This is a genomic window from Methanolobus sp. WCC4 (assembly GCF_038022665.1).
In the GTDB taxonomy this organism is placed as follows: Archaea; Halobacteriota; Methanosarcinia; order Methanosarcinales; family Methanosarcinaceae; genus Methanolobus.
The window spans coordinates 1845538-1871621 of the sequence record NZ_CP150629.1; the positions used below are offsets into that span (position 1 = coordinate 1845538).

General features: G+C 42.9%; 25 protein-coding genes. 16 read left to right on the forward strand and 9 right to left on the reverse strand.

Annotation, left to right across the window (positions count from 1 at the left end):
• Window positions 1-80: 80 nt before the first annotated feature.
• From V7O63_RS08860 to V7O63_RS08870, 3 genes are read left to right on the forward strand one after another with little or no spacing between them, the layout of a single operon-like run.
• Window positions 81-818 (forward strand): hypothetical protein, encoded by a 738-nt coding sequence (locus tag V7O63_RS08860; protein WP_340818088.1) that lies wholly within the window; start codon window positions 81-83, stop codon window positions 816-818.
• A gap of 15 nt (window positions 819-833) precedes the next feature.
• On the forward strand, window positions 834-2114 hold the full coding sequence (locus V7O63_RS08865) for a radical SAM protein (RefSeq protein WP_340818089.1): 1281 nt from the start codon (window positions 834-836) through the stop codon (window positions 2112-2114).
• The gene (locus V7O63_RS08870) at window positions 2092-2865 is read left to right on the forward strand and encodes an alpha/beta hydrolase (RefSeq protein WP_340818090.1); all 774 of its coding nucleotides are present in this window, start codon (window positions 2092-2094) and stop codon (window positions 2863-2865) included. Before V7O63_RS08865 ends, V7O63_RS08870 begins: the two co-directional genes overlap by 23 nt.
• A gap of 12 nt (window positions 2866-2877) precedes the next feature.
• On the opposite strand, the gene V7O63_RS08875 is transcribed toward V7O63_RS08870, so the two are convergent.
• Window positions 2878-3327, reverse strand: a complete 450-nt coding sequence (locus V7O63_RS08875; RefSeq protein ID WP_340818091.1) for a YqaA family protein — start codon at window positions 3325-3327, stop codon at window positions 2878-2880.
• Between the two features lie 52 nt (window positions 3328-3379).
• On the opposite strand from V7O63_RS08875, the gene V7O63_RS08880 reads away from it, so the two are divergent.
• Window positions 3380-4888, forward strand: coding sequence for a PEGA domain-containing protein (locus tag V7O63_RS08880; protein ID WP_340818092.1), 1509 nt, complete (start codon window positions 3380-3382; stop codon window positions 4886-4888).
• A 70-nt stretch (window positions 4889-4958) separates the two neighbouring features.
• Here the strand turns inward: V7O63_RS08880 and V7O63_RS08885 are convergent, their stop codons facing one another.
• Complete coding sequence (locus tag V7O63_RS08885; RefSeq protein WP_340818093.1) at window positions 4959-5252, reverse strand: hypothetical protein; 294 nt, start codon at window positions 5250-5252, stop codon at window positions 4959-4961.
• Between the two features lie 341 nt (window positions 5253-5593).
• On the opposite strand from V7O63_RS08885, the gene V7O63_RS08890 reads away from it, so the two are divergent.
• Window positions 5594-6475, forward strand: coding sequence for a winged helix-turn-helix domain-containing protein (locus tag V7O63_RS08890; RefSeq protein ID WP_340818094.1), 882 nt, complete (start codon window positions 5594-5596; stop codon window positions 6473-6475).
• The gene (locus V7O63_RS08895) at window positions 6456-7238 is read left to right on the forward strand and encodes a winged helix-turn-helix domain-containing protein (protein ID WP_340818095.1); all 783 of its coding nucleotides are present in this window, start codon (window positions 6456-6458) and stop codon (window positions 7236-7238) included. Before V7O63_RS08890 ends, V7O63_RS08895 begins: the two co-directional genes overlap by 20 nt.
• A 9-nt stretch (window positions 7239-7247) precedes the next feature.
• On the opposite strand, the gene V7O63_RS08900 is transcribed toward V7O63_RS08895, so the two are convergent.
• The 5 genes from V7O63_RS08900 to V7O63_RS08920 all read right to left on the reverse strand — a co-directional run bounded on the left by V7O63_RS08900 (window position 7248) and on the right by V7O63_RS08920 (window position 12063).
• Window positions 7248-7499, reverse strand: coding sequence for a hypothetical protein (locus V7O63_RS08900; protein WP_340818096.1), 252 nt, complete (start codon window positions 7497-7499; stop codon window positions 7248-7250).
• Window positions 7500-7541: 42 nt separating this feature from the next.
• Complete coding sequence (locus V7O63_RS08905) at window positions 7542-7952, reverse strand: hypothetical protein (protein ID WP_340818097.1); 411 nt, start codon at window positions 7950-7952, stop codon at window positions 7542-7544.
• Between the two features lie 135 nt (window positions 7953-8087).
• On the reverse strand, window positions 8088-9095 hold the full coding sequence (locus tag V7O63_RS08910) for a hypothetical protein (protein WP_340818098.1): 1008 nt from the start codon (window positions 9093-9095) through the stop codon (window positions 8088-8090).
• Between the two features lie 203 nt (window positions 9096-9298).
• Window positions 9299-11707: a phosphoenolpyruvate synthase gene (ppsA, locus tag V7O63_RS08915; RefSeq protein WP_340818099.1), complete on the reverse strand. Its 2409-nt coding sequence runs from the start codon at window positions 11705-11707 to the stop codon at window positions 9299-9301.
• Between the two features lie 125 nt (window positions 11708-11832).
• On the reverse strand, window positions 11833-12063 hold the full coding sequence (locus V7O63_RS08920; RefSeq protein WP_340818100.1) for a ferredoxin: 231 nt from the start codon (window positions 12061-12063) through the stop codon (window positions 11833-11835).
• Window positions 12064-12247: 184 nt separating this feature from the next.
• Between V7O63_RS08920 and fen the strand changes: the two genes are divergently transcribed.
• Together fen and V7O63_RS08930 are read left to right on the forward strand one after the other, a co-directional pair.
• Window positions 12248-13273, forward strand: a complete 1026-nt coding sequence (gene fen, locus V7O63_RS08925) for a flap endonuclease-1 (protein WP_340818101.1) — start codon at window positions 12248-12250, stop codon at window positions 13271-13273.
• Window positions 13274-14390: 1117 nt separating this feature from the next.
• Window positions 14391-15173 carry a winged helix-turn-helix domain-containing protein gene (locus V7O63_RS08930; RefSeq protein ID WP_340818102.1) on the forward strand — a complete coding sequence of 261 codons (783 nt, stop codon included), beginning with the start codon at window positions 14391-14393 and terminating at the stop codon, window positions 15171-15173.
• A 205-nt stretch (window positions 15174-15378) separates the two neighbouring features.
• Here V7O63_RS08930 and V7O63_RS08935 read toward each other — a convergent pair whose 3' ends face one another.
• Together V7O63_RS08935 and V7O63_RS08940 are read right to left on the reverse strand one after the other, a co-directional pair.
• Complete coding sequence (locus tag V7O63_RS08935) at window positions 15379-15591, reverse strand: winged helix-turn-helix domain-containing protein (RefSeq protein ID WP_340818103.1); 213 nt, start codon at window positions 15589-15591, stop codon at window positions 15379-15381.
• A gap of 1203 nt (window positions 15592-16794) precedes the next feature.
• Window positions 16795-17049: an RNA repair domain-containing protein gene (locus V7O63_RS08940; RefSeq protein ID WP_340818104.1), complete on the reverse strand. Its 255-nt coding sequence runs from the start codon at window positions 17047-17049 to the stop codon at window positions 16795-16797.
• A gap of 483 nt (window positions 17050-17532) precedes the next feature.
• Here V7O63_RS08940 and V7O63_RS08945 point away from each other — a divergent pair, with 483 nt between their 5' ends.
• The 8 genes from V7O63_RS08945 to V7O63_RS08980 all read left to right on the forward strand — a co-directional run bounded on the left by V7O63_RS08945 (window position 17533) and on the right by V7O63_RS08980 (window position 26069).
• Window positions 17533-18645 (forward strand): uroporphyrinogen decarboxylase family protein, encoded by a 1113-nt coding sequence (locus V7O63_RS08945; protein WP_340818105.1) that lies wholly within the window; start codon window positions 17533-17535, stop codon window positions 18643-18645.
• Window positions 18646-18691: 46 nt separating this feature from the next.
• A complete protein-coding gene (locus V7O63_RS08950) occupies window positions 18692-19150 on the forward strand; it encodes a hypothetical protein (RefSeq protein ID WP_340818106.1) in 459 nt (152 codons plus the stop codon).
• Between the two features lie 57 nt (window positions 19151-19207).
• Window positions 19208-20659, forward strand: coding sequence for a radical SAM protein (locus tag V7O63_RS08955; RefSeq protein ID WP_340818108.1), 1452 nt, complete (start codon window positions 19208-19210; stop codon window positions 20657-20659).
• A 111-nt stretch (window positions 20660-20770) separates the two neighbouring features.
• Window positions 20771-21910, forward strand: a complete 1140-nt coding sequence (locus V7O63_RS08960) for an AMP-binding protein (RefSeq protein ID WP_340818109.1) — start codon at window positions 20771-20773, stop codon at window positions 21908-21910.
• 9 nt (window positions 21911-21919) lie between these two features.
• Window positions 21920-22633, forward strand: coding sequence for an MIP family channel protein (locus tag V7O63_RS08965; RefSeq protein ID WP_340818110.1), 714 nt, complete (start codon window positions 21920-21922; stop codon window positions 22631-22633).
• Between the two features lie 251 nt (window positions 22634-22884).
• Complete coding sequence (locus V7O63_RS08970) at window positions 22885-23493, forward strand: NAD(P)H-dependent oxidoreductase (RefSeq protein ID WP_340818111.1); 609 nt, start codon at window positions 22885-22887, stop codon at window positions 23491-23493.
• A gap of 2 nt (window positions 23494-23495) precedes the next feature.
• The gene (locus tag V7O63_RS08975) at window positions 23496-25352 is read left to right on the forward strand and encodes a monovalent cation:proton antiporter-2 (CPA2) family protein (protein ID WP_340818112.1); all 1857 of its coding nucleotides are present in this window, start codon (window positions 23496-23498) and stop codon (window positions 25350-25352) included.
• Between the two features lie 81 nt (window positions 25353-25433).
• Window positions 25434-26069 (forward strand): CDGSH iron-sulfur domain-containing protein, encoded by a 636-nt coding sequence (locus V7O63_RS08980; RefSeq protein WP_340818113.1) that lies wholly within the window; start codon window positions 25434-25436, stop codon window positions 26067-26069.
• The last annotated feature ends 15 nt before the right edge of the window (window positions 26070-26084 follow it).

The window sequence follows — 26084 nt, forward strand, 5'->3', positions numbered from 1 at the left end:
GTTCAGGGTTGGATACTTCATCAAATAGTACAAGTGCAAAAGTGGTTGTTACAAAATCAAAAAAGTGAATTAGTGGTACAATGAGCAGTAATGAAAAAGGAAATATGAAGCTTGTTTTCTTAGCGGTAATTGTAGTGATATTAGGCAGTGTTCTCTGGGTGTCTGCCAGTTTTTCGATACTGGGGCCTAAGGACCTTGGGGTTGAGTACACCCATGAGGACTATGTGAGCGCGTTAGAGAAGACCGGTATGCAGATAGAGTTCGAAGGCATGACCGGTGAAGAGCTGGAAGAATACAAACAGACTGCGGAAAAGAAATCTATCAATGATTATAATTTCGAGTTCTCAGATTATGAAAGAAAGGAATTCACTTTGACTGCAGCGGAATCAACGGCTCTGCTGAACGAGATCGCACCTGGGTTCTGGTGGTTCGATGACCTTCAGGTGAAGGTTTTGCCGGACGGGACCATGGAAGGATCCAGTACAGCAGATATCGGCAGGCTTAAGACCGACCTTTATTCTGATGTTGCAGATGATGTCCCATTTCCTCTTCCTGATAAATTGAACATATACAGCAAGGGACGTATCAGTGTCACCAATAACCAGTTGAGCGGAGATCCTGAATCATTCTATCTTGGCCCGGTCTCTCTGCCTGATTCATATCTGGAGGATGAGAGTGTAAGTGTGATGGAAGAATATTTCCCGAGGATCTATACAGTTGTTCCGGGACTTGAGATCACAAGTCTGGACTCCAATGAGAATGGCGAGTTCGTCTTTGATGGTGTCATTCCACAAAAGGTCTCTGTAACCAAGAAATAAGGCAGAGGTTAAGATTTGAAATATCTAATGGTAAATGGGGAGAAGAAGGAGATTCCTCCATTTCCACACCATAAGGCTTACGTCTACAGGAGTAAGCAGTTCTTCTCAGCGAAGGGTATTGCCACTCATCTTACAATGGGAGAGTTCATCACCTTAAAAGAGCTCTACAATGGCTTCAAACACAAGTGCTCTATTCCAAGGGTCCTGCTCATCGATCCGACCAGCGATTGCAATCTCAGATGCAAGGGATGCTGGTCACAGGACTACGAGAGCGGACATAATATCTCCTATGAGAAGTTCGATGATATACTGACCCAGGCTGAGGAATTAGTTATTCTGGATTGCCTGATGACAGGTGGCGAACCTCTTCTCAGGAAAGATGATATCCTGAAACTGTGCAGGAAACACGACCGTATGACATTCGGTGCGTTCACCAATGCCACTCTTATCGATGAGGAATTCGCTGATGAGATGGTAAAGGTCGGTAATCTGAATGTCTTTATCAGTATTGAGGGAACAAAGGAAGAGACCGATTTCAGAAGAGGAGAAGGTGTCTACGATAAAGCTATAAGGGCCATGGATATCCTGAGTTCCAGGGATATCGGCTTCTCTTTCTCTGCTTGCTATCATTCAAAGAACTACAGGACCATTGCCAGTGATGAGTTCCTTGATAAGATGCGTGAGAAGGGTGCATGGTTCGGGTGGATGTTCCAGTATATCCCGGTGGGTAGTGATGCCGATACATCTCTTTTGTGTACTGCTCAGCAGAGGGCGTATGTGCAGGAAAAGATCAGGGATTACTGCGAAAGACACGATTATGTGATAGTGGATTTCTGGAACAACGGACATCTCTGTTTCGGTTGTCTTGGTGCAGGGACAGGCTTTGCCCATATCAATGCCAAGGGTGATGTTGAGCCGTGTGCGTTCTGTCACTATTCCGATTCCAATATACACGATGTCTCACTTGCTGATGCACTGAGGTCGAAGTTCTTCACCACTTTCAGGGCTGCTCAGCCGTTCTCTGAGAATCCGCTAAGGCCATGTCCGCTGATAGACACCCCGCAGGCTATCGTTGATGTTGTAAGGGAAGGGGGAGCCCGGTCTACCCATCTGTCAAATCCTGAATCTGCCGAGCATCTTGCGGAGAAGAGCTATGAGCGTGCCCGGGAATGGGAGGCATTATCAGAGGAACTCTTCGAGAAGATGCCGGAGCATAACCGGAAGAACTTCCCTGTGTTCTTAAAATACCTTGCATTCAAGAAAGGAATAACCGATGGCAGAAGGAAAAAGATTTAGTGCTGAGGTTCACCTTAAGGAAGGTTCTGCTGACTGGATAGTGTTCGTGCATGGTTTCGGAGGCAGTGCACGGACGTGGAAGAACCAGACCGTTTTCTTCTCAAAGCACTATAATCTGCTTGTTCTGGAAATGCACAAGGAGAAGGTCCAGGGGAAACTGGAGCTGGATAAGGTGTGCAGGCTCATAGCCAGCACACTGGACCACTATGGGATTGAAAAAGCTCATTTCATGGGCTTTTCCTTCAGCTCACTGATATGCCTGCGCTTCGCTGTGCTCTATCCTGAAAAGGTTAGCTCGCTCATCCTTGGAGGCGGGATAATCAAGTTCAACCTGAGGACGAAGTTCCTGCTTTACCTTGCTATCACGTTCAAGAGATGGATCAATTACATGATCCTGTACAGGTTCTTTGCCTACATCATACTTCCAAGGAGCAATCACAGGAGATCTCGTTCTATCTTCGTGACGGAAGCGAAGAAATTAGGCTATGAAGAGTTCTGCAGATGGGTGGACCTGATCCCCCAAACAAATGACAGTCTCACATGGCTGGATGAACTTGACGATGATGTCCAGGTCCTTTATGTCTCAGGTGATGAGGATCATCTATTCCTGAAGGATACTTTGAGATACAGCAGGAGGATAGGCAATTCCCGTGTTGAGATCATTGATAATTGCGGGCATGTCTGCTCTATCGAGCAATACGAGCAGTTCAATGATATCGTTCTCAGATATCTGAGATCTGTATTTGCCTGATCTCATCTTTTATTAATACTGACTGGCAATGTATGCAACAAGCATGTACCTGAAGAGCTTTCCTAAAAATACTAGTATAGTGAATTGAACAAAACTATATCTTAAAAGCCCTCCAGCAACGGCTATAGCATCTCCTATTCCTGGTAGCCAAGTGAACAACAGGGATATGCCTCCATATTTCTTAAAACTGCCTTCTGCTCGTCTTATCTGTTCATCGGAGATGCGCATGTACTTGCTTATAATAAGTCCTCTTCCCGTGAAACCTATGTAATAGGAAGTACATGCCCCCAGAAAATTTGCTACTGATGCTACAATCACTACTGTGTAGATATTAAATTTGTCAATGATCATTAGCGCTACTAATCCTTCTGAACCAAGGGGAAGAATAGTCGAAGCTAGAAAACTTGTGATGAAAAGGCTGATATAGCCATAATCTGTCAAAAGTGTTGTTATATCTACCATTCTTTCTTACCTCTTTTCAAAAGTTATAAATACATTCTTCATATATTTACTTATGCTGCAAAAGAAGATGGTATTTGGTTGGGTAATTACTATGTTAACTGAAAAAAATTATGGTATAAAGCTTCCACTTAATCTATTAAAAGTAGTCACTTTTTTGTTGATTCTATTAGTTCTCATCACTCCAGCACATGCAGGAACACCTGTAGTAGATACGCAAATTAGTTTCACTCCTGGCTTATATCCCGGAGAATCTTCTACCTTGAAAGTACTGGTATCTGAAGTTAGTGGAAATGATTGGGTAAAAGATGTTACTGTATCGGTACAGGTGTCACCCAGCAGTGGAGTTGTCATAAGCTCTCCTACTCAGAGTATATCCCGGATAAATAAAAAATCCAGTAACCTGTTCTCTTTCCCTGTAGAAATTACAAATAGTGCTACATCTGGAAATCGTAACATAGTTATTACCGTTAAATACTACGAAATGGATTTACTTAACATCAACACTCTTGGACCCTATTATATTGAAGATAGTCAATATTTCAATATTAAAAATCCTTATGGAAAAGTATCTGTAAGTACAAACCCAAAAAATGCAGAAATTTATATTGATGGGCAATACAAGGGAATATCTCCAATGACTATTTCCAATGTATTGCAAGGTAAACACACGTTGCTTCTGAAAAAAGAAGGATACAATGATTTAAGCACTACTATTACGGTCACACCAGATTCACAAAGCTCAATAAGCAAGACCCTTTCTCAAAAAACAGGTAGTGTTAGTATATCTACAACTCCAAGTGGAACTAAGGTGTATATAGATGACAAATATGCAGGCTCAAGTCCACTAACAGTGAATGGACTCCTTCCTGGTTCACATAGTATTTCTATCACCATGAATGATTATAGAGATGTCTCTGACACATTTTATATCAATGCAGGTGCCTCGACAACTTACAAAAAGTCATTAGTCAAGAAAAATGGGAACATTGATATTGATTCTACCCCAGCTGGTGCAAGTGTATATTTGGGAAGTAGCTATAAAGGAGTTACACCCCTCTATCTTGAAGGCATATCTCCTGGAACATATACCATTAATTTGGTTAAAGATGGTTATAACGACCTACAACGGACAGTAACTGTAAAAGACGGATCTACAGCTTCCGTTTCTGCATCCATGGAAAAACTGAGTGTTGCAGAAAAAGTGGTTACACAGGTTAGTGGGAAGAGCTCATCCCTTGGAATATCTAATAGCATTTCTACAGCAGATTCTGTTGCATTCAATGCACATTTACTTGAAGTTGGATTCGTTGTATTTGTGTTAATTCTATCAATATTCTTTACTCGAAAAATCCTCAAAAGAAGGAACGACACAACAACAACAAATATTGAAAACCAGACTGTGTTCAATAATATACACTATGGAGATAATATTGAGACACATATAACTGATTCAGTTGTTCAGCGGTCTAATATAGGGTCCAAACAAAAATCATGCCCTTATTGTAACGATGCAACAAATGCAGAAGGCTTTTGTTCTGCATGTGGAAGGAATATGGGGTGAAACTACATAAAAATAGTTTAGTAGAAATAAATAAAAATAAAAAAGTAAACTATTGTTCTCAGATGCACGCTTACTCTATATCCACTTCCAGTCCACCGACAAAACCTGTTATCAGGTTGAACACCACTGCTATGATCATACCACCGATAAACCCTATAACTGCATAGAATATCGGCAGGGTTATTATCGAACCGACACCGAACATGAGTCCACCGGCAAATCCCATTTCTCCCATCATGGAGCCCATTGCAATAGAGAACAGGCTCATGAAAGCTCCTATTATAAGTCCGAGTATTCCGTAAACTGCACCAAGTATCTTCCCAAGAGAGAAGACACCAACCTTGTTAATGTATTGTGTTGTCATATACGATCACTTCAAAAACAATTTAATATACAATGTTATTATATAAAAATAATTGCAATATCATTTTAGTATTTTATTAAGTACTATCTAGAGGTAAATGTAGAGCTAGATGTGAGGGATCATACACTTGATGGGAGGATTAAAAAGAAATCGAGAGACCGGGTAATTGTAAACCGTAAATTTAATAGCATTTTATCTAAATTACTATTCAGTTCAACTTTAACCATATATATTGAACAGTTGCGTACCAATTATTAATTTCAATAGTTTCAAGGCAGTTTGCCTGTATCATCCTGTGGATAGCCGGATGTGATCATATTATCTCTGGGGTTATGTAAAAAATGAAAAAAAGCTTGATGGATGTCATATTTGCTTCTGAGAAACGAAAAGCCGTTCTCCTGATGTTGATGAATGGGGAAAAGGAAATATCAGTTATCCTCAATTCATTGAAAACGTCACGGAATTCACTGCTTCCACAGATAAGGACCCTGGAAGAACACCATCTTGTTTGTCATCATAAAGATAGTTATAAATTGACAACTATCGGGAAAATTGTAGTTGGCAAAATGGTCCCTTTACTTGATAAGACCGAATTCCTGGATGTCGATATAGATCACTGGGGGACCCATGATATTGATTTCCTTTCTCCTGAGCTTCTGGAAGGAATAGGTAAACTTGCACAATGTAAAGTTGTCAGCCCACCTCTTTCAGGGATCTACAATCCTCCTGAAGAGATGTATGCTCATTATAGTGGTCCACATGAAATTACAGATGTATCTGCCAGAGATCCCGAAACTTCGGATTTTTTCCTTGTAGTTACCAGGACTCTTTACATGAATTTTGATGAGATCATCTCTTCGATGCTTGAGAGGAAGATGAAAATCAGGATCATAGTCTCGACTTCTTTATTTGAGAAGATACAGAACGGAGAGTACTCCTATTTTGCAGAGTTCCTTAAAAATAAGTTGTTCCGGTTCTATGTCTATCCTGAAAAAATAGACTTTCTTTCTTTCGGGTGCACTAGCGACTACCTTATTCTTCGTTTGCTGACAAATGATGGTGGATACGATAACAGGTATATGCTCTGTTCTGACCTGGAAGCGATCGAATGGGGTAATGGATTCTTTGAACATTACCTGGAGGATTCCATTCCGATAACCGAGCTGTATCAAAAGAACAAAAAACCAGCAGAGATGACATTAAATGAAAAGATCACTACTTGATGTAATATTCATGTCTGAAAAAAGAAAGACTGTTCTTTTATTGCTGGAGGATGGTCCAAAGGATATGAATACCCTTCTCGAATCCCTTCAAACTTCAAGGAATGCATTGCTTCCACAGCTCAAGATCCTTGAGGAGCATCACCTGATAACTCACTTTGATGATACTTGTGGATTGACAACTATCGGGAACATCGTTGTTGAAAGAATGGTCCCTTTATTGAATACGACTGAAGTTCTTGATATTGATGTGGATTATTGGGGAAGTCGTGATCTTAGTTTTATTCCCCCATACCTTATGGATAGGATCGACGAGCTCAGGAGTTGTGAAATGATCAATCCTCCTATCCATGATCTGTTTTCTATACACAGGTCGTTCAGCCCGAATATCTGGTCTCCAAATGTTTATGTTGTTACTAATTTAATGTATCCTGATATTGATTCAATAATTGCAGAAGCTATTAAGAATAAGGTTGAGTTCAACTATGTCGTTTCTCAGGAATTGCTTAACAAGATCAGGTCAAAATACCCGGATGAATTTGCAAAGTATATAAAGAGTGAATACTTCAAATTGTATGTTTGCAAAAGGGAAATGAAATTCTTCCACTTTACATTCGATACTTTCCATTTAGTAATGGGGTTATTGAACACTAAAGGGGATTTCGACCACAAGTTCCTGATATGTGAAGGCCAGGGTGCACTTGAATGGATAAAGGAGCTCTATGAATATTACCTGAAAGATTCAACGCTGATAACTGAGTTATAATAGCAACGATCATTTGTATTTCAGTGAACGGAAAAGACCCTTAGATGGTTTGTAAACCCTGTCAGGAAACCTTTCGACAAGTTTCCAGACACACCCATTGACAGTCTTCGGATGAAAAGCAGGGTCTGATTCCTTTATCTCAGAGATCAGCTCAGACCAGCGCAGACCATCAGGATGCTTATCAAGTATTGCAAGTGCTGTTGCGTTTATACGTTCAGTGACCCTGGATGAATGTATATCCGGTTCTGGTGTTCCTGTCATTAAAAGCTTGTTTGTTCTCTATCATTAAATGCTTTATCGGGATCATGGACTATGATCTGTCAGCCTGTAAGCAATAGATGGCGCCAGGGCTGTGACTATGAGCACAACTATCCAGACCCTTCCTTTCAATATATTGTAGTCGGCCAGAAGGTGTTCCCAGCTGTGACCTGCAACGTAGTGTCCAAAGAGGAACTCAAAGGCAACGGTCAGGAAGAGCCACATTATTCCAACGTACACATAATCTCTCGGACTGCCTGTAACCCCTGAATATTTGAAGAATACATAGGAGAATGCTATGATAAGTGTGCAGAAGATAAGAGTGCTCACCTGATGAGCACGTAGCTCTCCAAGAACCTCAGTATAAAATGAATTCCTGATGATCCCATTGATGATCGCAAGGATCACGAGGATGAACCATGCAACAATTGAGTAGATATAGATGAGCTTTTCCATATATCGTGGTTTCTTTTGGGAGTATAAATTTTTTGTCATCAGCTATGGTTTTTGTGAGATTTGGCGGGATGATTATGGATATTCTACGGGTAAACTACATTATATGAGGAAAAAGGCTAAAAGAAGTCTTTTACTCTAAATGGTCATGTTAGGGAAAGGTAGAAGATTAAAGGAGAAATTGATGTCAAGCACCTGTATTATGCCTTTAATTATATCAGATAAAAGAAAGATTTCTCCTGTCAATAAGTAATAGAGGATGAAACATGAACCAATAACAGTATAAAAAAGAATGCTCTGTCTATCTTTATCATAATTCTGTTCTCTTAGCCTAACTAACGTTCCTATTATAACTAAGGCAATTGCAGAAAAAGTTATTAGTGGCATATATGTAGAGGTTAAATTACTCAAGAAAAATCCAGTAAAAAATAGAATAATTGCCATTGTTCTAAATGTAAAGATGTAGAAATTATTCTTGTACCGAGCAATTTCATTTGCAGAATACAAAGCTAGGAAGTAGCCTGTTACGTTAAAAGACAATGATGTAATTCCTGATGTAGACGATATAATCATTGCTAAGAATATAAACAAATATGAGTAAATATGTAGTTGAGCAAACTGCACATATGTTTCTCCAGTAAATACACCATACAACGATTTAAAAACTGAAATTAAAAGCAGAGTACCAAAAATGTTAACATTTGTTTCTGCAATAGAAAAATTTGAACTTATAACCATAATTATAATAAACAAAAAATATAGCGCGCTAACTAAAGATGTATTAACAAATGAAATCTTTTGATTATAATGATAATTTACTGAATAAGATGTTTCTTCTTTTCTACGTGAAAACCTCAGAGATTGCCAGAACAATGCCTCACAAATTAGTACGAAAAAAAGCCCGATTACATATCCAGATTCTTTCAAAAAAACCATAAAAGCAAAGAATAAAAATAAAAATCCAAAAAAGTTTATGGTATAATACGTATCTTTTATATACTGACCTTCAAAACATTCTTCTTTATTTAAGAGTTTAACATTGAGTCCTGTTGACAATATTGCTAGTACTAGAACAATTATTGAATCAATTGGATCAAGCGAAAAAGTTTGAGTTAATAGAGTTCCATCAAATATTACAGATGCCATATAAACCATTTTGTTTTTTGTTGATTTTTTCTTTATGTGTAAGTTCAAATCTATTAATACATTTCGTTTTAATTTTGAATTGTTTTAAAATCCAACAAGGATTTTATTTGTTAGCAAAAGAGTTGCCAGATAGAGTTGTATATACCCCTAACCAAAAAGGGAGGTAAAATGAAAACTTTTTCATCACTCGCAAAATCAACCAATTAATCCTCCATCCCCTTCTCAACCTCAAGCACCTTAACCGCTATCTTCATCACAGAATCCGGATTCAGCGAGATTGAATCTATCCCCTCCTTTACCAAAAACTCTGCGAACTCCGGGTAATCGCTTGGAGCCTGACCACAGAGGCCGCTGTGTCTGTTGTTTCGTTTTGCACCCTGGATTGCCATTGAAACTATTTTCTTCACGGCTTCGTCGCGTTCGTCGAAGGTGGATGCAAGGATCTCGGAATCGCGGTCGACGCCGAGGGTGAGTTGTGTGAGGTCGTTGGAGCCGATGGAGAAGCCGTCGAAGTATTTGCTGAACTCGTCTATGAGCAGGACATTGCTCGGGATCTCGGTCATCATGTAGACCTTGAGGTCATTCTCTCCCCTTACAAGACCGTTCTTCTTCATCTCCTCAAGGACCTTTTTGGCTTCATCGATGCGACGGCAGAATGGGATCATGAGTATGAGGTTGGTCAGTCCCATCTCATCTCTCACTTTTTTCATGGCTTTACACTCAAGGGCGAAGCCTTCCCTGTAGCGCTCATCGTAGTAACGTGAAGCACCCCTGAAACCTATCATGGGGTTGTTCTCTTCGAACTCGAAATACTCTCCGCCTATGAGGCTGGCGTACTCATTTGACTTGAAATCGCTCATACGTACAACAACGGGCTTCGGGTGGAATGCTGCTGTGATCGTTGCAACACCCTGAGCGAGCTTCTCAACGAAGAAATCCGCCTTGTTCTCGTACCTGCCGGTGAGTTTGTCTATCTCTTCCAGCACTTCCTCATCCTCAACCTTCTCAGGATGCACAAGTGCCATGGGATGCACTTTGATGTAGCTCGTGATAATGAACTCCAGCCTTGCAAGTCCTATGCCATCATTCGGTATCATGGACATGGCAAAGGCTTCCTCTGGATTGCCCAGGTTCATCATGATCTCGGTCTTTGTCTTCTCAAGTCCCTTCAGGTCCACGGTCTCGATATGGAACGGAAGGATTCCTTCATACACCCTGCCTGCATCCCCCTCCGCACAGCTCACCGTCACATCCATCCCATCTCTCAGTTTTTCCGTTGCATCCTCTGCACCTACAACGGCAGGGATGCCAAGCTCACGGCTCACGATAGCTGCATGACATGTCCTTCCGCCTTTGTTTGTGATGATGGCAGCAGCTTTCTTCATCACAGGTTCCCAATCCGGGGTTGTGGTATCGGCAACCAGTATCTCCCCTGAACTGAACTCGGAAAGCTGTGATACATCAGGTATTACATGCACCTTCCCTGTAGCGATCTTAGCACCGACACTCCTTCCGGTGACAATGACATCAGCGGACCTGTCAAGGTAATAGGTCTCCAGAACATCCTTCCTCTTCTGTGATTGCACCGTTTCCGGTCTTGCCTGGACTATGAACAGCTCACCGGTCTCTCCATCCTTTGCCCATTCAATGTCCATAGGCATGCACTTGCCCTTCTTTCCTGAGTAGTGTTCCTCGATGGTGATCGCGAATTTTGCCAGGGCCAGTGCTTCATCATCAGTGATACAATAACGCTTCCTGTCAGCCTCCGGCACGTCAACATTACGTGTCAGTACCCGGGAATCTCCCCGACCGTATATCATCTTGATCTCTTTACTGCCGCGTTTCTTCTTGATTATGGGTCTGTATCCGTCTCCAAGAGTGGGTTTGAAAACATAGAACTCATCAGGGTTCACAAGTCCCTGTACCACGTTCTCACCAAGTCCGTAGGCCCCTGTGATGAATACCACGTTCTCAAAACCAGTTTCCGTATCAAGGGTAAAGATCACCCCGCTGGATGCAAGGTCCGAGCGGACCATCTTCATTACACCTATGGACAGGCCTACTTTGAAGTGGTCGAAACCGTTGTTCACCCTGTATGATATGGCCCTGTCCGTGAACAGTGATGCAAAACACCTGTTGCAGGCATCTTTTAGTGAATGGTAACCATGAATGTTCAGATATGTCTCCTGCTGTCCTGCAAATGATGCATTGGGCAGGTCCTCTGCTGTTGCAGAACTGCGTACAGCCACATCGACATCTTCCCCGTACTGCTCACAGAGCCTGTCGTATGCCTCTTTTATCTCATCCCACAGATCATCGGGGATACCGGCATCAAGTACCAGATTCCTTGCTTTCTTCCCCCTGCCGGCAAGGTCGGTGACATCATCGATATCCAGTCCTTCAAGTGTTCGTTTCAGTTCATCCAGAACTCCGGCATCTTCTAATACATGCCAGTACGCATCCGCAGTGACCGCAAAACCATTCGGTATCCTGATATCCTTATCTGTCAGTTCCCTGTACATCTCTCCAAGGGATGCGTTCTTTCCACCTACAGATGGAATGTCATCAATGCTTATTTCATCGAACCAGCGAACATATTTGCTGCCTGTCATCATCACCCGCTCCGTGTAAAAAATTCTTTACTTGTAATAGCATTGTTTTTGAAGGCTATTATTGTTTGTGGAAGATCAAGGATCAATAATGCTAAAAAAGTTCCATTGGGTAAATACAGATACTTCTATCCATCATTACCAATAGCAGATGCTGGACATGAACTCAGTGCCTCTTCACAGTTCCTTATCTCACTATCTGTTTCCGGCTGTTTGTAAACATACGAGTTCATGTTGTTCTCGTTCATCCTGAAATGATCAGGTGCCCTGTCATTGCATAACTGGCATGAGATACAACTGTTGTCAACATAATAAGGCCCGGGTACATTCTCAGGTACTCTCTTTTCTTTGTCTGCCATTTTCACTCCCCTTTAATTGGTACTTTAAGTAACAATTGTCATTTGAAGAACATATTAGATAAAATGTTAAGTCCGAGAACTGAATTTTGACAACTGTAAAATTCAGAACTGTTGAACCAGTGTATTATTAAACGACCTTCTCCTTTATGCAGTCAGACAGGACAATATCGAAAAGGAGCATACCATGGGCACACAGATAGGACAATTACTCAAAAAGGATCCGATAACCTACGAGGAACTCTCAGGTAAAGTGATAGCAATAGATGCATACAACACAATTTACCAGTTCCTGAGTGCCATTCGCCAGCGTGATGGTTCATTGCTCACAGATTCTTCAGGCAATCCGGTATCCCATCTCACAGGTCTGTTCTCAAGGACCAGCAAGTTGAGGGAATCCAATATCAAACCGGTTTTCATCTTTGACGGAAAGCCACCGGAGATGAAAAAAGAGACCCTTGAAAAGCGTAAGGAGTGCAAGGAGAATGCAGCCCTCAACTATGAGATAGCTAAAGATGAAGGCAACCTTGAGGACATGAAGAAATATGCACAGGGAACTTCCCGGATAACACCGGACATCCTTGACAGTTCAAAGAGAATACTTGAGCTCATGGGCATTCCCTGGATACAGGCAGAGTCTGAGGCAGAGGCGCAGGCGGCTTTCATGGTATCTCAGGGTGATGCAGACCTTGTTGGCTCACAGGATTATGATGTCTTCCTTTTTGGTGCAGAGGATGTGGTACGCAACCTTGGAAGCACCGGAAAGCGAAAGGTTCCGGGACAGAATAAGTATGTGGCAAAGACCCCGGAACACATCTCACTTTCATCCAGTCTCGAGGAACTGGATCTGAGCAGGGAACAGCTGATCGATCTTGCTATATGTATCGGTACGGATTTCAATGAAGGGATGCATCGTGTGGGTGCCAAGACCGCCCTGAAACTTATCAGGAAGCATGGTGATGTCAATACTGTGATAAGTGAAGAGGACAGGGACATTCGTGCATGTGCATCTGTGGAGGAGATCAGGGAGTTCTTCCTGAACCCGCCTGTTACTACAGATTATAGTCTCAAATGGAAAAAACCCTGCTCGGATGAATTATTCGATTTCCTTGTAACTGAGAGGGGTTTTTCTGAGAAGCAGGTAATGAAGAACACTCAGATACTGGAGGACAGGGCTGCTTCGGAGTGTCAGTCATGTCTTGGTGACTGGTGATCTATTCTCTTAATCCTGTCCTTTGCTGGATGCTACTCATTTTTTGATTATTTTCAATCATTTTCACTCATTTTTTGATGATCGTATTAAACTTAAATTGAAATTATTGTATATACACTATTGATCTTTTAGTATAATGGGAATATTTTAGTTAACCGACTAATTAAAATATGATTGTATTGTAGAAGATGGTGGGAAAGATATCATCTCCTCTGAGAAATATCTGAAGGTTGGATATACATTGCGAGGAATGAGATGACATCAGGAAATAATAATATTGGTTTTGCAGTATTTTGCTCTATTTTATTTTATAGGGAACGTTTACAGAAAGGGATGCTTTTTACTGAGAACAATAGAGTTCTCAGTCTTGATACCTGTCTATGATGAAACAGGGACATTAAAAGATATCTAAGATGTGTGTTTCAGTTATAGCTACCCTTTGTTTCAGTTGATTCCCATGAACTTCCGTGTATTATTGTGCTCCATAGATACCATGAAAAAACAAACAATATCAATATTAAAAGGAATACTTGTTCTTTTTATCCTTTATCTCTCTTTAGGAGTTCTGCTTGCAGCTTATTACAAAGTCAATCTCTAGATAAGTGACAGCTTGTCCTTTTATGCTGTATGGATAACTCCTTTCTGGGCTCACTGCTGCATCTATTAATGACTTCAAGTGGTGTGGACAGGACCATGATGTTTTGTTCGATCTCCTTATGATCGGGAGTGTGTTCTCTGAAAAGCAGGTCAGACCCAATATCTGAAAACCGGTGTACAAAATGGCTGTTTTGTAACAGCTATTTATATTTTGCCCATTTCTTTTGCCTTTCTGTTTCTTCCTTCTTCACATAATTATAAAAATAATATTTTGTTTCAGGAAATAAGATATGTGAATTACTGAAGGAGGAAGCCTTTTAAACCCATGAGCGAATCGACAGAATAACGTTGTTATATCACTCAATAAATGAATTTGGGGCACGAATGTTAACGGCGTTAACCGTCTGGTATAATTTGCTAATGAATTTGTGTCTCAAAACAATACGCAACAGGCAGACGAACTGCCTAACGGGCACAAAATTTTATACTAGCAGGACAAATTAATAAGTGGGAGAATATCATGAAGGCCGAGTTGATAAGTACGGTGTTTCTGTCGGAAAAGAGAAAGCAGACCCTCCTTATGTTAATGGATGGCCCGGCCACTGTTGACGAGATCAAGGATTCTCTTACAGGGACGACCAGTGCGATCATGGCCCAGGTGAAGATACTCTTCGAACAGGGACTCATCGAGCAGGAGGAGGACGAGTACAGGCTCACCTCTATTGGAAAGATGATCATGAAGAAGATCAAACCTCTTATCGAGGCCCTGAACGTGGTTGAACAGAATAAGAGTTACTGGGATAGCAGGAACCTTGAGTCCATACCTGAATTCCTGCTTGACAGGATTGGGGACCTTGGTGATGTCATGGTACATGAGCCTGACCTGAACCACCTTTTCGAGCCACCTAAAGAGCTGCTTGCAAGTCTCCGTGAGACAGAGAATGCCTGTACCTTCTATTCATATTTCTGTCCGTCATGTCCTAACAATTACTCTGAACTTGCAAAGAAAGGGATCAACTACAACCTCATACTCACACGTCCGGTCTATGAAAGGCTGAGGGATGAATATAAGGAACAGCACGATGCCATGATGAAAGGGGAGAACTCTCACATGTATATCTGTGATGATGAGGATGTGAAGATAGGTGCCCTTTCGGTAACTGATGGCATGATGCTTATAGCATTCTTCAACAAGGACGGCTCCTTCGACCACAAGAAGGTCATGAGTTTCAAGGAAAGTGCCCGCAACTGGGGACTTGATCTCTTCCAGCATTTCAAGAAGAGATCAGAGAGGATAAAGTAGAGTGTTTATTTCCTCTTAAACCTCATTTTTTGTTTCAGATCTCATCATTCTTAGATTATATCAACCTTTTAATAATTCAAAAAGTACTGTAGCTTCTTGAATGGATCTATCGCTTTCAGCTTATGAGAGTTAATTCGGCAAGCATTCTAATAATTCTGGTTCAAAATAAAATAAAATAAAAAAACAATGTAATCAGTAATTGAGTTCAGCGGATCTTCAGTCCACTCGCAATTTCCTCATATGCTCGTCCTTTATCAGTTGTTATGAAAATATTCTCTTTACGCTCGATGAGTTCTTTCTCCTCCAGTGTAGAAAGATACTTGTTTGCTATTGTAGAATTAAGATTTGCATTATAAACTATGTGAGTCTTCTTTGCACCATGCATGGCTATCTTTAAGATAGCGATAGAAATATCCAAACTACTACGCCTTATCGTACTGCCCCCAGTATATTCTTATTTGTACCACTAGATTCAATGATGCAATTCCAGACCTATGAGCATCATTTTCCCAATTTTCTAATATTTGATCATCTATTAGAAAAGGTTGCCTGACAGAGTCAATTTGATTGTTGGTTGTTGTGTAGGTATTTGGGTGATAACTGCTATCAGGCACGTTCATCTATAGACGGTATATGCCACCGAAATGTAGTGAAGGTATCGATCTTCTAATATCGTACCATCATTATTTCATTAGATGATCGATACCCTATAAGCCCACTCCCCATGTGCTTAATTTACTACTGCACAAATTAGTATGATTGTTCAGTATTTAAACCACGTTGTGTGTAATTCATCATGTGAACGAAAATTACAACGGCATTGAAATTTCAAAAGCTATAATTTTGCTATGATCATTATGCCTTAAAAAAGACTCAGGAAGTTTACAAATTTTGCCGGGGAATCATCCGGATATTAAGAATTATAGCCCGATAAGAAAGGTTGGTTGGTTTTAGGATTTTTTCTTATCGGGCTATAAGTTGAAACACCTGCCTGGAGGCTTGCTTTTTATAAGGTTCCACTTTCACCTGGTGAACCTTGTTCCATATAAAGGGTTTGCATGATATAACATGATCTTTTCTTAATTTAATATGTCAATATTAATTTCAACGTCATCATAATTCGATCTTTACAATCAGGAAACCTGATCAGTGTCGATAATTTGCCTGATATTGCTAAATGCTAGATCGAAAAAATTGGAATAGCACCGGAAATCCCACTCCCCAGTGCCTTATAGTATAGACCCACTCACTTAGTAATCTACATTAGTAAGTATCTTTCTTAACCTATATAGGTTCATAAGAAACATTGTTCTTTAAATAAGAATAGATATAATGAAGTGAAGAACACCAGCTTTATGCTGGTGTTTTGTAAGGTACCACCCCAACAATTAGTACCCAAAGGATCATTGTAAATGCAATTTTCAGCAACATATTATAGTGCAATCATTTTTGGACTTGTGTATATCTCATAAACATGTACATTATATATAAATCTACTGTACTGGAACTATAGTAGAAATGCTGAGCGATCTCTGCATGCTCTTCACTTTTTCAATGAATTCCTGATCCCTCTCCATCTCAAGAACTTGCTGGTGAATATTGAAGAACGAACGTGCTATCGTTAAGGTTTTACGTAGATCGCTTCCCCTTTGTACCTGATCTTAAGTATTCTGTGATATGGGATCATAGTGTCCGGAATAAGTGTAAAGAATGAATGTCCGATATCTGTTATATCCTCACCGGAGACCCTTTTTGTATTTCCGGGTGCACCCCGGTGGATATACTCTACGGTGCATTCGTTTAGATCAAGATCTTCTTTCCATTTCAGTTCATTGAATATGTCCCTCGGATGTTTCGACCTTATTTCAGTGCTCATAGAATACCTTCATGAAGGCTTGATATGTATATGTGGAACTGTTAACGCAGGCTCAATAGTCTGTTGAATCCCTTTTTTCTCCTCAATATTAGTTGGGGTAGTTCTTAATAAATAGTTATTGAAGCTGCTTTCCGATCCGAATAAGGAATAGCTCGACAGATCCTGTCAAAATCCAGACCTTTGATAATATCAAAGCCCCTTTTTTTCTCTTTGTCAGAGTCTTCCTGCATGGTGTCGTCCAAAAATATGGTATTTGCTATGATCACTATTTGATCTATGAATATAGTATTGATAATAAATCATTCGTTGATTAATTACTTGAAGTTATTATATATAACTCCAGCTTGCTATTTCTCTTTAGGCAGTAATTGCGGACCTCGGTTCGTTCTACTGACCATCAGTACTTAATTATTAAAAAGGCGGCAGGACGGAAATTATGTTTTCGTTGACTGTCGACCGAACAAGAACATGGGTGATCAAATCATGCCAGCAAAAGATTACGCACCAATAGACCAAAATTGGCTCGAAGAAGCAGGAAGTTTGTGGACAACACCTTGGGTTGACAAGCCATCTGAAAGGGTTATCGTAGACCCGATCATCTTGTCCCATGCTGCAAGCTTGTTTAGGAAAAATGCAGGATACTTCTACCAGAATCCTGATGAAGCGATACGCATGGTATGCCATGCATGTGAACTCTACGATGTCACTCCTGTAGGTCACTACCTGTATGCTGACTACTGGGGACAGGACTATGGAGCAGAGATCAAGGTCCAGACCAATTCTCCACCAGGTATCACCAACCGTCCTATAAAGACAGCAGAGGACGTTGACAACTTCGAAGTACTTGAGACCGAAGACCTTGTCAAAGGACCTACACTCACAACACACTACAAGGCACTGGACACCTGTAAAGAGGAGTTCCCTCACATGTTCGCACCTATCACACAGTTAGGTGGAACAATGGAAGTAGCAACCAACTGGGCTGCCATCGAGGATGTCTTCATGTGGATGATCACAGAACCTGAGGTCGTTGACAAGCTCTGTAAAAAGGCCGGTGACCACATGGTGAACGCCTGTAAAGCAACATCTGATAGATACGGTGCAAATGTAATGATCACCGGATCTGTCATTGCCAGTGGTGATCTCATGGACACAGAACAGATCAAGAGGTTCAGTTTCCAGCCGGTTTCCCGCGCTGTCAGGAAGGTACTCAACGCAGGAGCAGGTCCTGGTGTATACTACCACCTCTGTGGAAACCACACCGATGACTACCAGATGTGGAAGAACGCTCCAATGAGTCCATTCACCATCGTACAGATCGGATATGACGGACAGAACATCTTCCCGACAACCAAGCTCGTAGAAGCCTTTGGTGACAGATGTACCTGCTTCGGTACAGTTGACACAAAACTCGTTGACCGTGGAACCCCTGCACAGGTATACGAACAGGCAAAAGAGCAGGTAATTGCCGGAAAGGACAGTCCAAGAGGATTCATCCTCGGAACAGCATGTGAATGTCCGACCAACGCACCACCTGTGAACGTCCGTGCACTTGTAAAGGCTGCAAAGGACCACGGAAAGTATGAGAAGTTCTGAGGACGGGAATCACAACAAATAAACAATGATCAAGGAGTGTTTCAAAATGGATATCAAGATAACTGAAGAACTTGACAACACACTGAAAGACAATGGTTTCAAGCAGGAAGAGATCCTGGATCTCATCGAGAGTGCAGAGTCCAGTGGTACAAAGCTCAAGGCCAGAGAAGGTGACATCGCAATTGCAAAGGGCGGTTCTGACAACCTTACCGTCTACGCAGTATATTCACCTGACGAACTCTTAGACGTGTATGCCCACAAAATGAATATTCTCGGTCTCACAGGCGGAGAGCTCAGCGAGATCGACTATGACGATGCAAGCGACTGGGCATGTGCAAAGTGCGGTGAGATCGCACTGGAGAGGAATGTGGACATGACATATATGGGTGTCACAAGACCGGGACCCGGACTTGTATGTCCTAAATGTGATGAATTCTACGTATCCGATGGTGTGGCAAAGACACTGAAGACCGCAGAAGCGATCCTGGAAGAGAAGAGAGCTTAAATTGTAACCCAAGTCTCAGGATCCCTGAGATAAATACCACCTTTGAGAGGGATAAAAATGGAACCGATCGAAAAAGTACAGAGCCTGTGTCCGGAGTGTCTTGAAAGGATCGAAGGCACAAAATATGTTGAAGATGGCAAGGTCTACATCATGAAGAAATGTGAAGACCACGGCAACTTCATAAGCCTTATTTCTGAAGATATCGAGCACTATCGTCTGATGGAGGAATGCTTCGATGTTGACAGGGCGAAGGCCAGAGCGCCTTTAACGGATACACAAAGAGGATGTCCTTTCGATTGCGGCCTGTGTCCCTCTCACAAACAGGATACCTGCCTGGCAGTGGTCGAGGTCACTGACAGGTGTAATATGAAATGTACCTATTGTTTTGCAAATTCATCAATGGACGAAAGCCTTGATCCAGATATGGATACTATCAGGCTCATGTTCGAGACCGTAAAGAAATGCCAGAACGAACCCACATGCATACAGATCTCCGGCGGTGAACCAACCCTGAGGAACGACCTCCCCGAGATTATCAAAATGGGAAAGGAAATTGGCATCAGCCATATCGAACTGAACACCAATGGTGTCAGGATAGCAAGTGACCAGAAATATTTCGACAAAATAGCTGCTGCCGGAATAGATGCAGTCTATCTCGGATTCGACGGAATTTCTGACGAGGTCTACATGCAGAGGACCGGAAGGAAAATGCTCGATGTGAAGAAAGAGGTCATAAACAGGTGTGAGAAGGCCGGCATCGGTGTTGTGCTCGTTCCACTGGTGGCCAAAGGTTACAACCTGCATGAGGTCGGCGGGATAATCGACTTTGCTGCAAGCAGGGTCCCGGCAGTCAGAGGTGTTCACTTCCAGCCTGTATTCCATTCAGGAAGGTCTCCATCGGACAGGACTGACAAGGTGACCATACTGGAGCTTCTCAAGGAGATCGAGAAGCAGACAGAAGGTCAGCTTAAGGTCAGTAATTTCACACCATCACTTATGCCACATGCACATTGCGGAGCCACCTGTCTCACACTTATCGACAACGGAGGATACCTGCCGCTGACAAACGTTTCCATGGGTGCTGTGAAGTCCGCTTCTGATGTGGCAAGTAAGACAAAGAAGTCCATCATGGGAAGATGGAAAGGTCTTGAGAAAGAAAAGGAATCAAAGCCGGCATCATCATGTGGTGATCTGCTGATCAAAGGCTCTTGTTGTGAAAAGCCTCTCAGCGACCTGACCGTGAAAGGTTCATGCTGCGAGAAACCAATAACTGATGTCCTCTCCAAGTCAAAACCCAGTCTGGGTGGATGGGCTGATTTCATTGAGATGAGCATGAACAATTACCTGACCATTTCAACCATGGCATTCCAGGATGTCTGGTCATATGAACAGGACCGTGTGGAGAACTGCTGCATACATGTTGTCACACGTGACGGACGATTCGTCCCGTTCTGTAATTATAATATGACTGACTGCAACGGCAACTTCCTCTACAGGGATGCTGCCTGATCCACCCGGATCATTCGTTTTATTTTAGTTTTTATTTTCTTTTTATTTTTGATCATCACATTATATTTCAGGAACAGGACAGGATGTCCAACAATACACAGGAGGAGAAGAATGAGTCTTTGTACAAAGCTGAACACGTCTGTTCGTATGACCGTGGCAAAAAGGAAACTCGATTCCAGAAAATTAAGTATCCAGCAAGGTAATCCGCTTGAACAGTGGGGTCTTGGGAAGATAAGGAACGATATCAGGAAGAACAAGGTAATGAGCAACTATTTTGGCAGCGAGGAACTCGACAGGGAGTCTGTCAAAGATTACAAGCTCTTCAAGTTCAGGGAACTTCTTGCATATGTGCTGGAGAACAGTCCATACTACCAGGACCTTTATGCGAATGCGGGCATTGATATTTCGGAGATAACCAGCTATGAGGACCTTGAAAAACTCCCTCTGACCGAGCAGAAGGAACTTGCAAACAAACCCTATCACTTCCTCTGTGTGCCAAGAAAGGATATCATCCGTGAGTTCACAAGTTCCGGTACCACTAAAATGCTCAAAAGGATGGCATACACACAGGATGAACTGCTGGAGATCGTCGATTCCGTTATATCCGGCCTGAAGATGGCTGGCATGGATTCAAAGGATGATGTCCTGCAGATAATGTACCCCACCATAACTGCAACCTGGGACCCGGGACTGGTCCTGAGCAAGGCATGTGCCCTCGGAGGTTTCAATTCAGTGATAGAGGATTCCCTTGATGCTGAAGAACAGATAAAGACCATGCAGGAATCCGGTACAACTTTCATAATCGGAACTTCATCTTTCCTCTATGACCTTTCAAAACAGGTAAGCAGTCTCATTGAACCGGGAGAACTGGGTATCAAGAGGATAATATGCTCATCCGAGCCCCTGACAGAGGATATGAGGGAAGAGATCGAGAGCGTGTGGGGATGCAAGGCTCTGCGCCAGTGGGGAATGACTGAACTTGGTCTGGCCAATGCCATTGAGTGCGAGCAGCAGAACGGTTTTCACCTTAACAACCCTGATTTTCTTGTGGAGGTCATCGACCCGAAGACAGGCAAGGTCTTACCGGCAGGTGAGAAGGGTGAGCTTGTGGTCACCACCCTGCGAAGGAAGTGCATGCCTCTTATCCGTTACAGGACACGGGATATCACCTCTATCATCGATGAACCATGTCTTTGCGGAGCTTGCCTGGACCAGAGGATAAGCGACATTGAAAGGTGGACAGGTGAATGAGGTAAGAGCATGTCCTATCCGCTCCGGAAATATATGGCCGAGTTCGTGGGAACCTTCACACTGGTTTTCATAGCAGCGGGTTCCAATGCCATTGACCATCTCTCACATGGGATACTGGGTCTGACAGGTATGGCGATAGCCACCGGAGCCACCGTCATGGTGCTGATATATGCCCTCGGCCATATTTCAGGAGCCCACATCAACCCTGTTGTTACGATTGCCATGGCCGTGACAGGAAAGATGGATTTCAGGGATTCTTTTGCCTACATCATATCACAGGTATCAGGAGCCTGTGCTGCAAGTATCCTGCTCCTGGAACTCTTCCCCTCTACAGTGAGCAGTGTGAACCTCGGTGCCACAAGCCTTGGAGTGGGCATCGCACCTGGAACGGGGATACTCATTGAGGCAATCCTCACTTTTCTGCTCGTCTTTGTCATTTTCGGCGTTGCGGTTGACACCCGTTCCCCACCGGGTCTGGCAGGTTTTGCCATAGGTGCCTTTGTCCTTATTGCCATCATTATCGGGGGACCGATAACCGGTGCTTCCATGAACCCCGCAAGGTCATTCGGTCCAGCTCTTATCGCAGGCTACTGGACAGATCATCTGGTCTACTGGATCGGTCCGATAATCGGCGGTGTCGTTGCGGCTTTGTTCTATGATAATGTGTTCATTCGGGATGATGTGTTCGAGGATCATGTGGATGCTGTCGGTGATGGGGTTTGAGTTTTTTTACGTTACTTTCGTTTTCTTATCGTATTCCACATCCTTAGACAGGTACACTTTTTATCAGTAATATCTAAAAACGTCTGCATGGGCTATAAGTACTACCGGGTATATTTTGATAGTAGATAAAAAAGTTATACGGTCCTGCTTTTCAGGCAGTTCTCATATTGTCAGACTGAACTAAAAAGCGTATACAACGGCTTTATAATAGGTAGCACTCAATAATATATCGCTACTCAGGAGAGAAGATCATGAATAAGATCCTTATCATCTTTGCGCATCCGGCAAGAACACGTTCGAAGATCAATAGTGCTCTTCGTGCTGCTGTTGAAGATCTCGAAAATGTAACCATCAATGATCTCTATGCGAACTATCCGGATTTTCTGATAGATATCAAAAAGGAGCAAAGTCTCTGTGAAGAACATGATGTCATTATTTTCCAGCACCCGCTATATTGGTACTCACCCCCTTCAATAGTAAAGGAATGGCTTGATCTGGTGCTTGAGCATGGCTGGGCCTATGGATCAAAGGGCAAGGCACTCGAAGGAAAGATCTTCCTTCAGGCTATCACAGCAGGCGGTGACGACAGTACCTATAGGAAAGATGGTTGTAACATTTTTACAATTGGAGAGCTTACCTCTCCATATTGTGCTATGGCAAACCTTTGCAATATGAACTGGCTTCCTCCATTCGCGGTTCTTGGTATTCACCAGGGCTTGTCCGAGGAGGAAGTAAAGTTCCATGCAGGAGAATACCGGCGTGCAGTCACTGCCTTGCGGGACGGTATGCTTGATGTTGAGAAAGCAAAGCAGGGTCAATATCTCAACAGTGACCTTGATTCAATTATCAGGAGGACATAACAGTGGAAAATTTCCTGTTACAGCTCTTTATCTTCCTGGCTGCTGCATCCATTGCCGTTCCTATTGCCAAGAAACTGGGTCTTGGTTCGGTACTCGGCTATCTCATAGCAGGTATCGTCATCGGACCCTTCGGCCTCTCTCTCATTGCTGACCTTGAGGAGGTCATGCATTTCACGGAGTTTGGCGTAGTGATGATGCTTTTCCTTGTCGGACTCGAACTCAAACCATCACTGCTCTGGCAGATGCGTACTCCCATATTGGGAATGGGGGGAATGCAGGTAGTCCTCTCGAGTATCATCATTTCCGGTATAGCCATTATCTTCCTGCCATGGCAACAGGCAGTAGCCGTTGGTCTTACTCTCTCCCTCTCCTCTACGGCCATAGTTCTGCAGACTCTGCGTGAAAAGGGGCTGATGAGCACTTCTTCCGGAAGGTCTATCTTCTCGGTTCTCCTTTTCCAGGACCTTGCAGTCATTCCTATGCTTGCCGTTCTACCATTTCTGGCAACGTTGGCCATACATGACGACGGGCATTCTGAGGCAGCTCTCTTTGATATCACTGCACTGCCGGAATACATGCAGATAATTATCACGCTGCTAGCGATCCTGTCTATCTTCTTCATTGGTAAATATGCAAGCAAACCGATATTCAGGACCATTGCAGCTACAAGGGTCAGGGAGATCTTTGTTGCTGCTGCACTGGCCCTTGTAGTTGGTATCTCGATACTTATGACCGCAGTTGGCCTGTCCCCTGCCCTTGGAACCTTCCTTGCCGGTGTTGTCCTGGCAGGCAGCGAGTATCGTCATGAGCTTGAAAGCGATATAGAACCATTCAAGGGCCTGCTACTGGGTATCTTCTTCATTTCCATTGGTGCCAGTCTCAATTTCACACTTATCAGTGAGGAGATCATGCTGATAGCAGGACTCACTGTAGCTTTGATCGTTTTCAAATGGCTGGTCCTCGTAGGCACCGGTCTCATCTTTGGAATGGATAAAAAAGACCGTTCATTCTTTGCTGTCTCTCTTGCACAGGGAGGCGAGTTCGCATTTGTCCTCTTCCAGTTCTCCAGGACCAACGGCGTTTTGCCAGCCCAGACCATAGAACCCCTTATTTCCGCAGTTGCGATCTCCATGTTCCTTACACCGCTCCTTTTCCTGGCATATGAGAAGTTCAGTTCAAGTGCTCAGGAGGATGAAGAGGCCGGACGTGCACCAGACACGATAGACCATACCGGACACAAGGTCATCCTTGCCGGTTTTGGTCGTCTTGGTACCGACCTGGGGCGTTTCCTGATCTCTGCCGGTGTCAAACCGGTAATTCTCGATTATGATGCAGACAATGTGGATGTTCTGAGAAAATTCGGATTTGAGGTTTATTACGGAGATATTACACGTCTTGACCTGCTTGAAGCTGCCGGAGCCGCTGAAGCTGAACTCCTTATAATCGCCATAGGTGACATAGACAGATCGAGAAAGCTGATCGAATTGGCAGGTAAGCACTATCCACATCTGAAGATCGCAGTCAATGCATATGACCGTACAGCTGCCCATGAGCTCATGGATATGGGAATCACCCAGATAAGACGGGAGACCTTTGGCAGTGCCCTGGCACTCGGACAGGACGCCCTGAAACTTCTCGGTTTCGACCCCTATGAAGCACATAAATTGATGCGTATTTTCCGTAAAAAGGACGAAGAGATGATGCCGGAATTACATAAAATGCGCCATAAGGATGAGGACAGTTACATATCAATGTATCAGAAGCATAGCGAAGACCTTGAGAAATTAATGATGCTTGATATGAACTCGGACATGGAAGGGATCGACAGGGCCTGGACTGCTGCAAACCCGGAAAAATAATTCGAAATGGGAAAACCCGGGATGTTCCCTGCAAAAACTAGAAATCAGATGTACACGGATTTCATTAACAGAGGTGTTCCAGTGGATAAAGATGTCAAACCTTCAATAAAGGTATCAAAGAACGGTCCATACATTGCTAAGAATGTAAAAACGCTCAGGAATTCAAAGGGTGTTTTCATTGAGACAAAACCTGTTATGACACTTTGCAGGTGTGGAGGTTCGTCGAATATGCCATTCTGTGACGGAACACATGCAAAGAACGGTTTTTCCGGGGAGAATGAAAAAGACCGTGTTCCAGCCGGAGTTGAGACTTACGTCGGGAAAGATATCAGCATCCACCGCAACAAGAATGTGTGTTGCCATGTAGGGCACTGTGTTCGCAATCTGCCTTCAGTTTTCAAAAAGGGTAAAGACCCATGGGCTGACCCGGATGCTGTGGACCCCGAAGAGATAGCAAAACTCATCAGAAGCTGTCCTTCCGGCGCACTGAGCTATACTATCAACGGAGAATTGCACAAGGATTATTCACATGACCCTGAGATCTTCATCCTTAAGGATGGACCTTACAATGTTACAGGGATAGAGCTTGATGATCCCGATGGCTCAGAACCAGAAACACATGACCATTATTCACTTTGCAGATGTGGAGCCTCCCGAAACAAACCATTCTGTGACGGCAGTCATAGCGATGTTGAATTCAAGGATGAGAAAAATTGAATCCACTTTCCTTTG

Coding starts and splice junctions, on each gene's coding strand:
- V7O63_RS08860 (WP_340818088.1), top strand. CDS start 81: ATGAGCAGTAATGAAAAAGGAAATATGAAGCTTGTTTTCTTAGCGGTA.
- V7O63_RS08870 (WP_340818090.1), top strand. CDS start 2,092: ATGGCAGAAGGAAAAAGATTTAGTGCTGAGGTTCACCTTAAGGAAGGT.
- V7O63_RS08875 (WP_340818091.1), bottom strand. CDS start 3,327: ATGGTAGATATAACAACACTTTTGACAGATTATGGCTATATCAGCCTT.
- V7O63_RS08880 (WP_340818092.1), top strand. CDS start 3,380: ATGCTGCAAAAGAAGATGGTATTTGGTTGGGTAATTACTATGTTAACT.
- V7O63_RS08885 (WP_340818093.1), bottom strand. CDS start 5,252: ATGACAACACAATACATTAACAAGGTTGGTGTCTTCTCTCTTGGGAAG.
- V7O63_RS08890 (WP_340818094.1), top strand. CDS start 5,594: ATGAAAAAAAGCTTGATGGATGTCATATTTGCTTCTGAGAAACGAAAA.
- V7O63_RS08895 (WP_340818095.1), top strand. CDS start 6,456: ATGAAAAGATCACTACTTGATGTAATATTCATGTCTGAAAAAAGAAAG.
- V7O63_RS08900 (WP_340818096.1), bottom strand. CDS start 7,499: ATGACAGGAACACCAGAACCGGATATACATTCATCCAGGGTCACTGAA.
- V7O63_RS08905 (WP_340818097.1), bottom strand. CDS start 7,952: ATGGAAAAGCTCATCTATATCTACTCAATTGTTGCATGGTTCATCCTC.
- V7O63_RS08910 (WP_340818098.1), bottom strand. CDS start 9,095: ATGGCATCTGTAATATTTGATGGAACTCTATTAACTCAAACTTTTTCG.
- ppsA (WP_340818099.1), bottom strand. CDS start 11,707: ATGACAGGCAGCAAATATGTTCGCTGGTTCGATGAAATAAGCATTGAT.
- V7O63_RS08920 (WP_340818100.1), bottom strand. CDS start 12,063: ATGGCAGACAAAGAAAAGAGAGTACCTGAGAATGTACCCGGGCCTTAT.
- fen (WP_340818101.1), top strand. CDS start 12,248: ATGGGCACACAGATAGGACAATTACTCAAAAAGGATCCGATAACCTAC.
- V7O63_RS08930 (WP_340818102.1), top strand. CDS start 14,391: ATGAAGGCCGAGTTGATAAGTACGGTGTTTCTGTCGGAAAAGAGAAAG.
- V7O63_RS08940 (WP_340818104.1), bottom strand. CDS start 17,049: ATGAGCACTGAAATAAGGTCGAAACATCCGAGGGACATATTCAATGAA.
- V7O63_RS08945 (WP_340818105.1), top strand. CDS start 17,533: ATGCCAGCAAAAGATTACGCACCAATAGACCAAAATTGGCTCGAAGAA.
- V7O63_RS08950 (WP_340818106.1), top strand. CDS start 18,692: ATGGATATCAAGATAACTGAAGAACTTGACAACACACTGAAAGACAAT.
- V7O63_RS08955 (WP_340818108.1), top strand. CDS start 19,208: ATGGAACCGATCGAAAAAGTACAGAGCCTGTGTCCGGAGTGTCTTGAA.
- V7O63_RS08960 (WP_340818109.1), top strand. CDS start 20,771: ATGAGTCTTTGTACAAAGCTGAACACGTCTGTTCGTATGACCGTGGCA.
- V7O63_RS08965 (WP_340818110.1), top strand. CDS start 21,920: ATGTCCTATCCGCTCCGGAAATATATGGCCGAGTTCGTGGGAACCTTC.
- V7O63_RS08970 (WP_340818111.1), top strand. CDS start 22,885: ATGAATAAGATCCTTATCATCTTTGCGCATCCGGCAAGAACACGTTCG.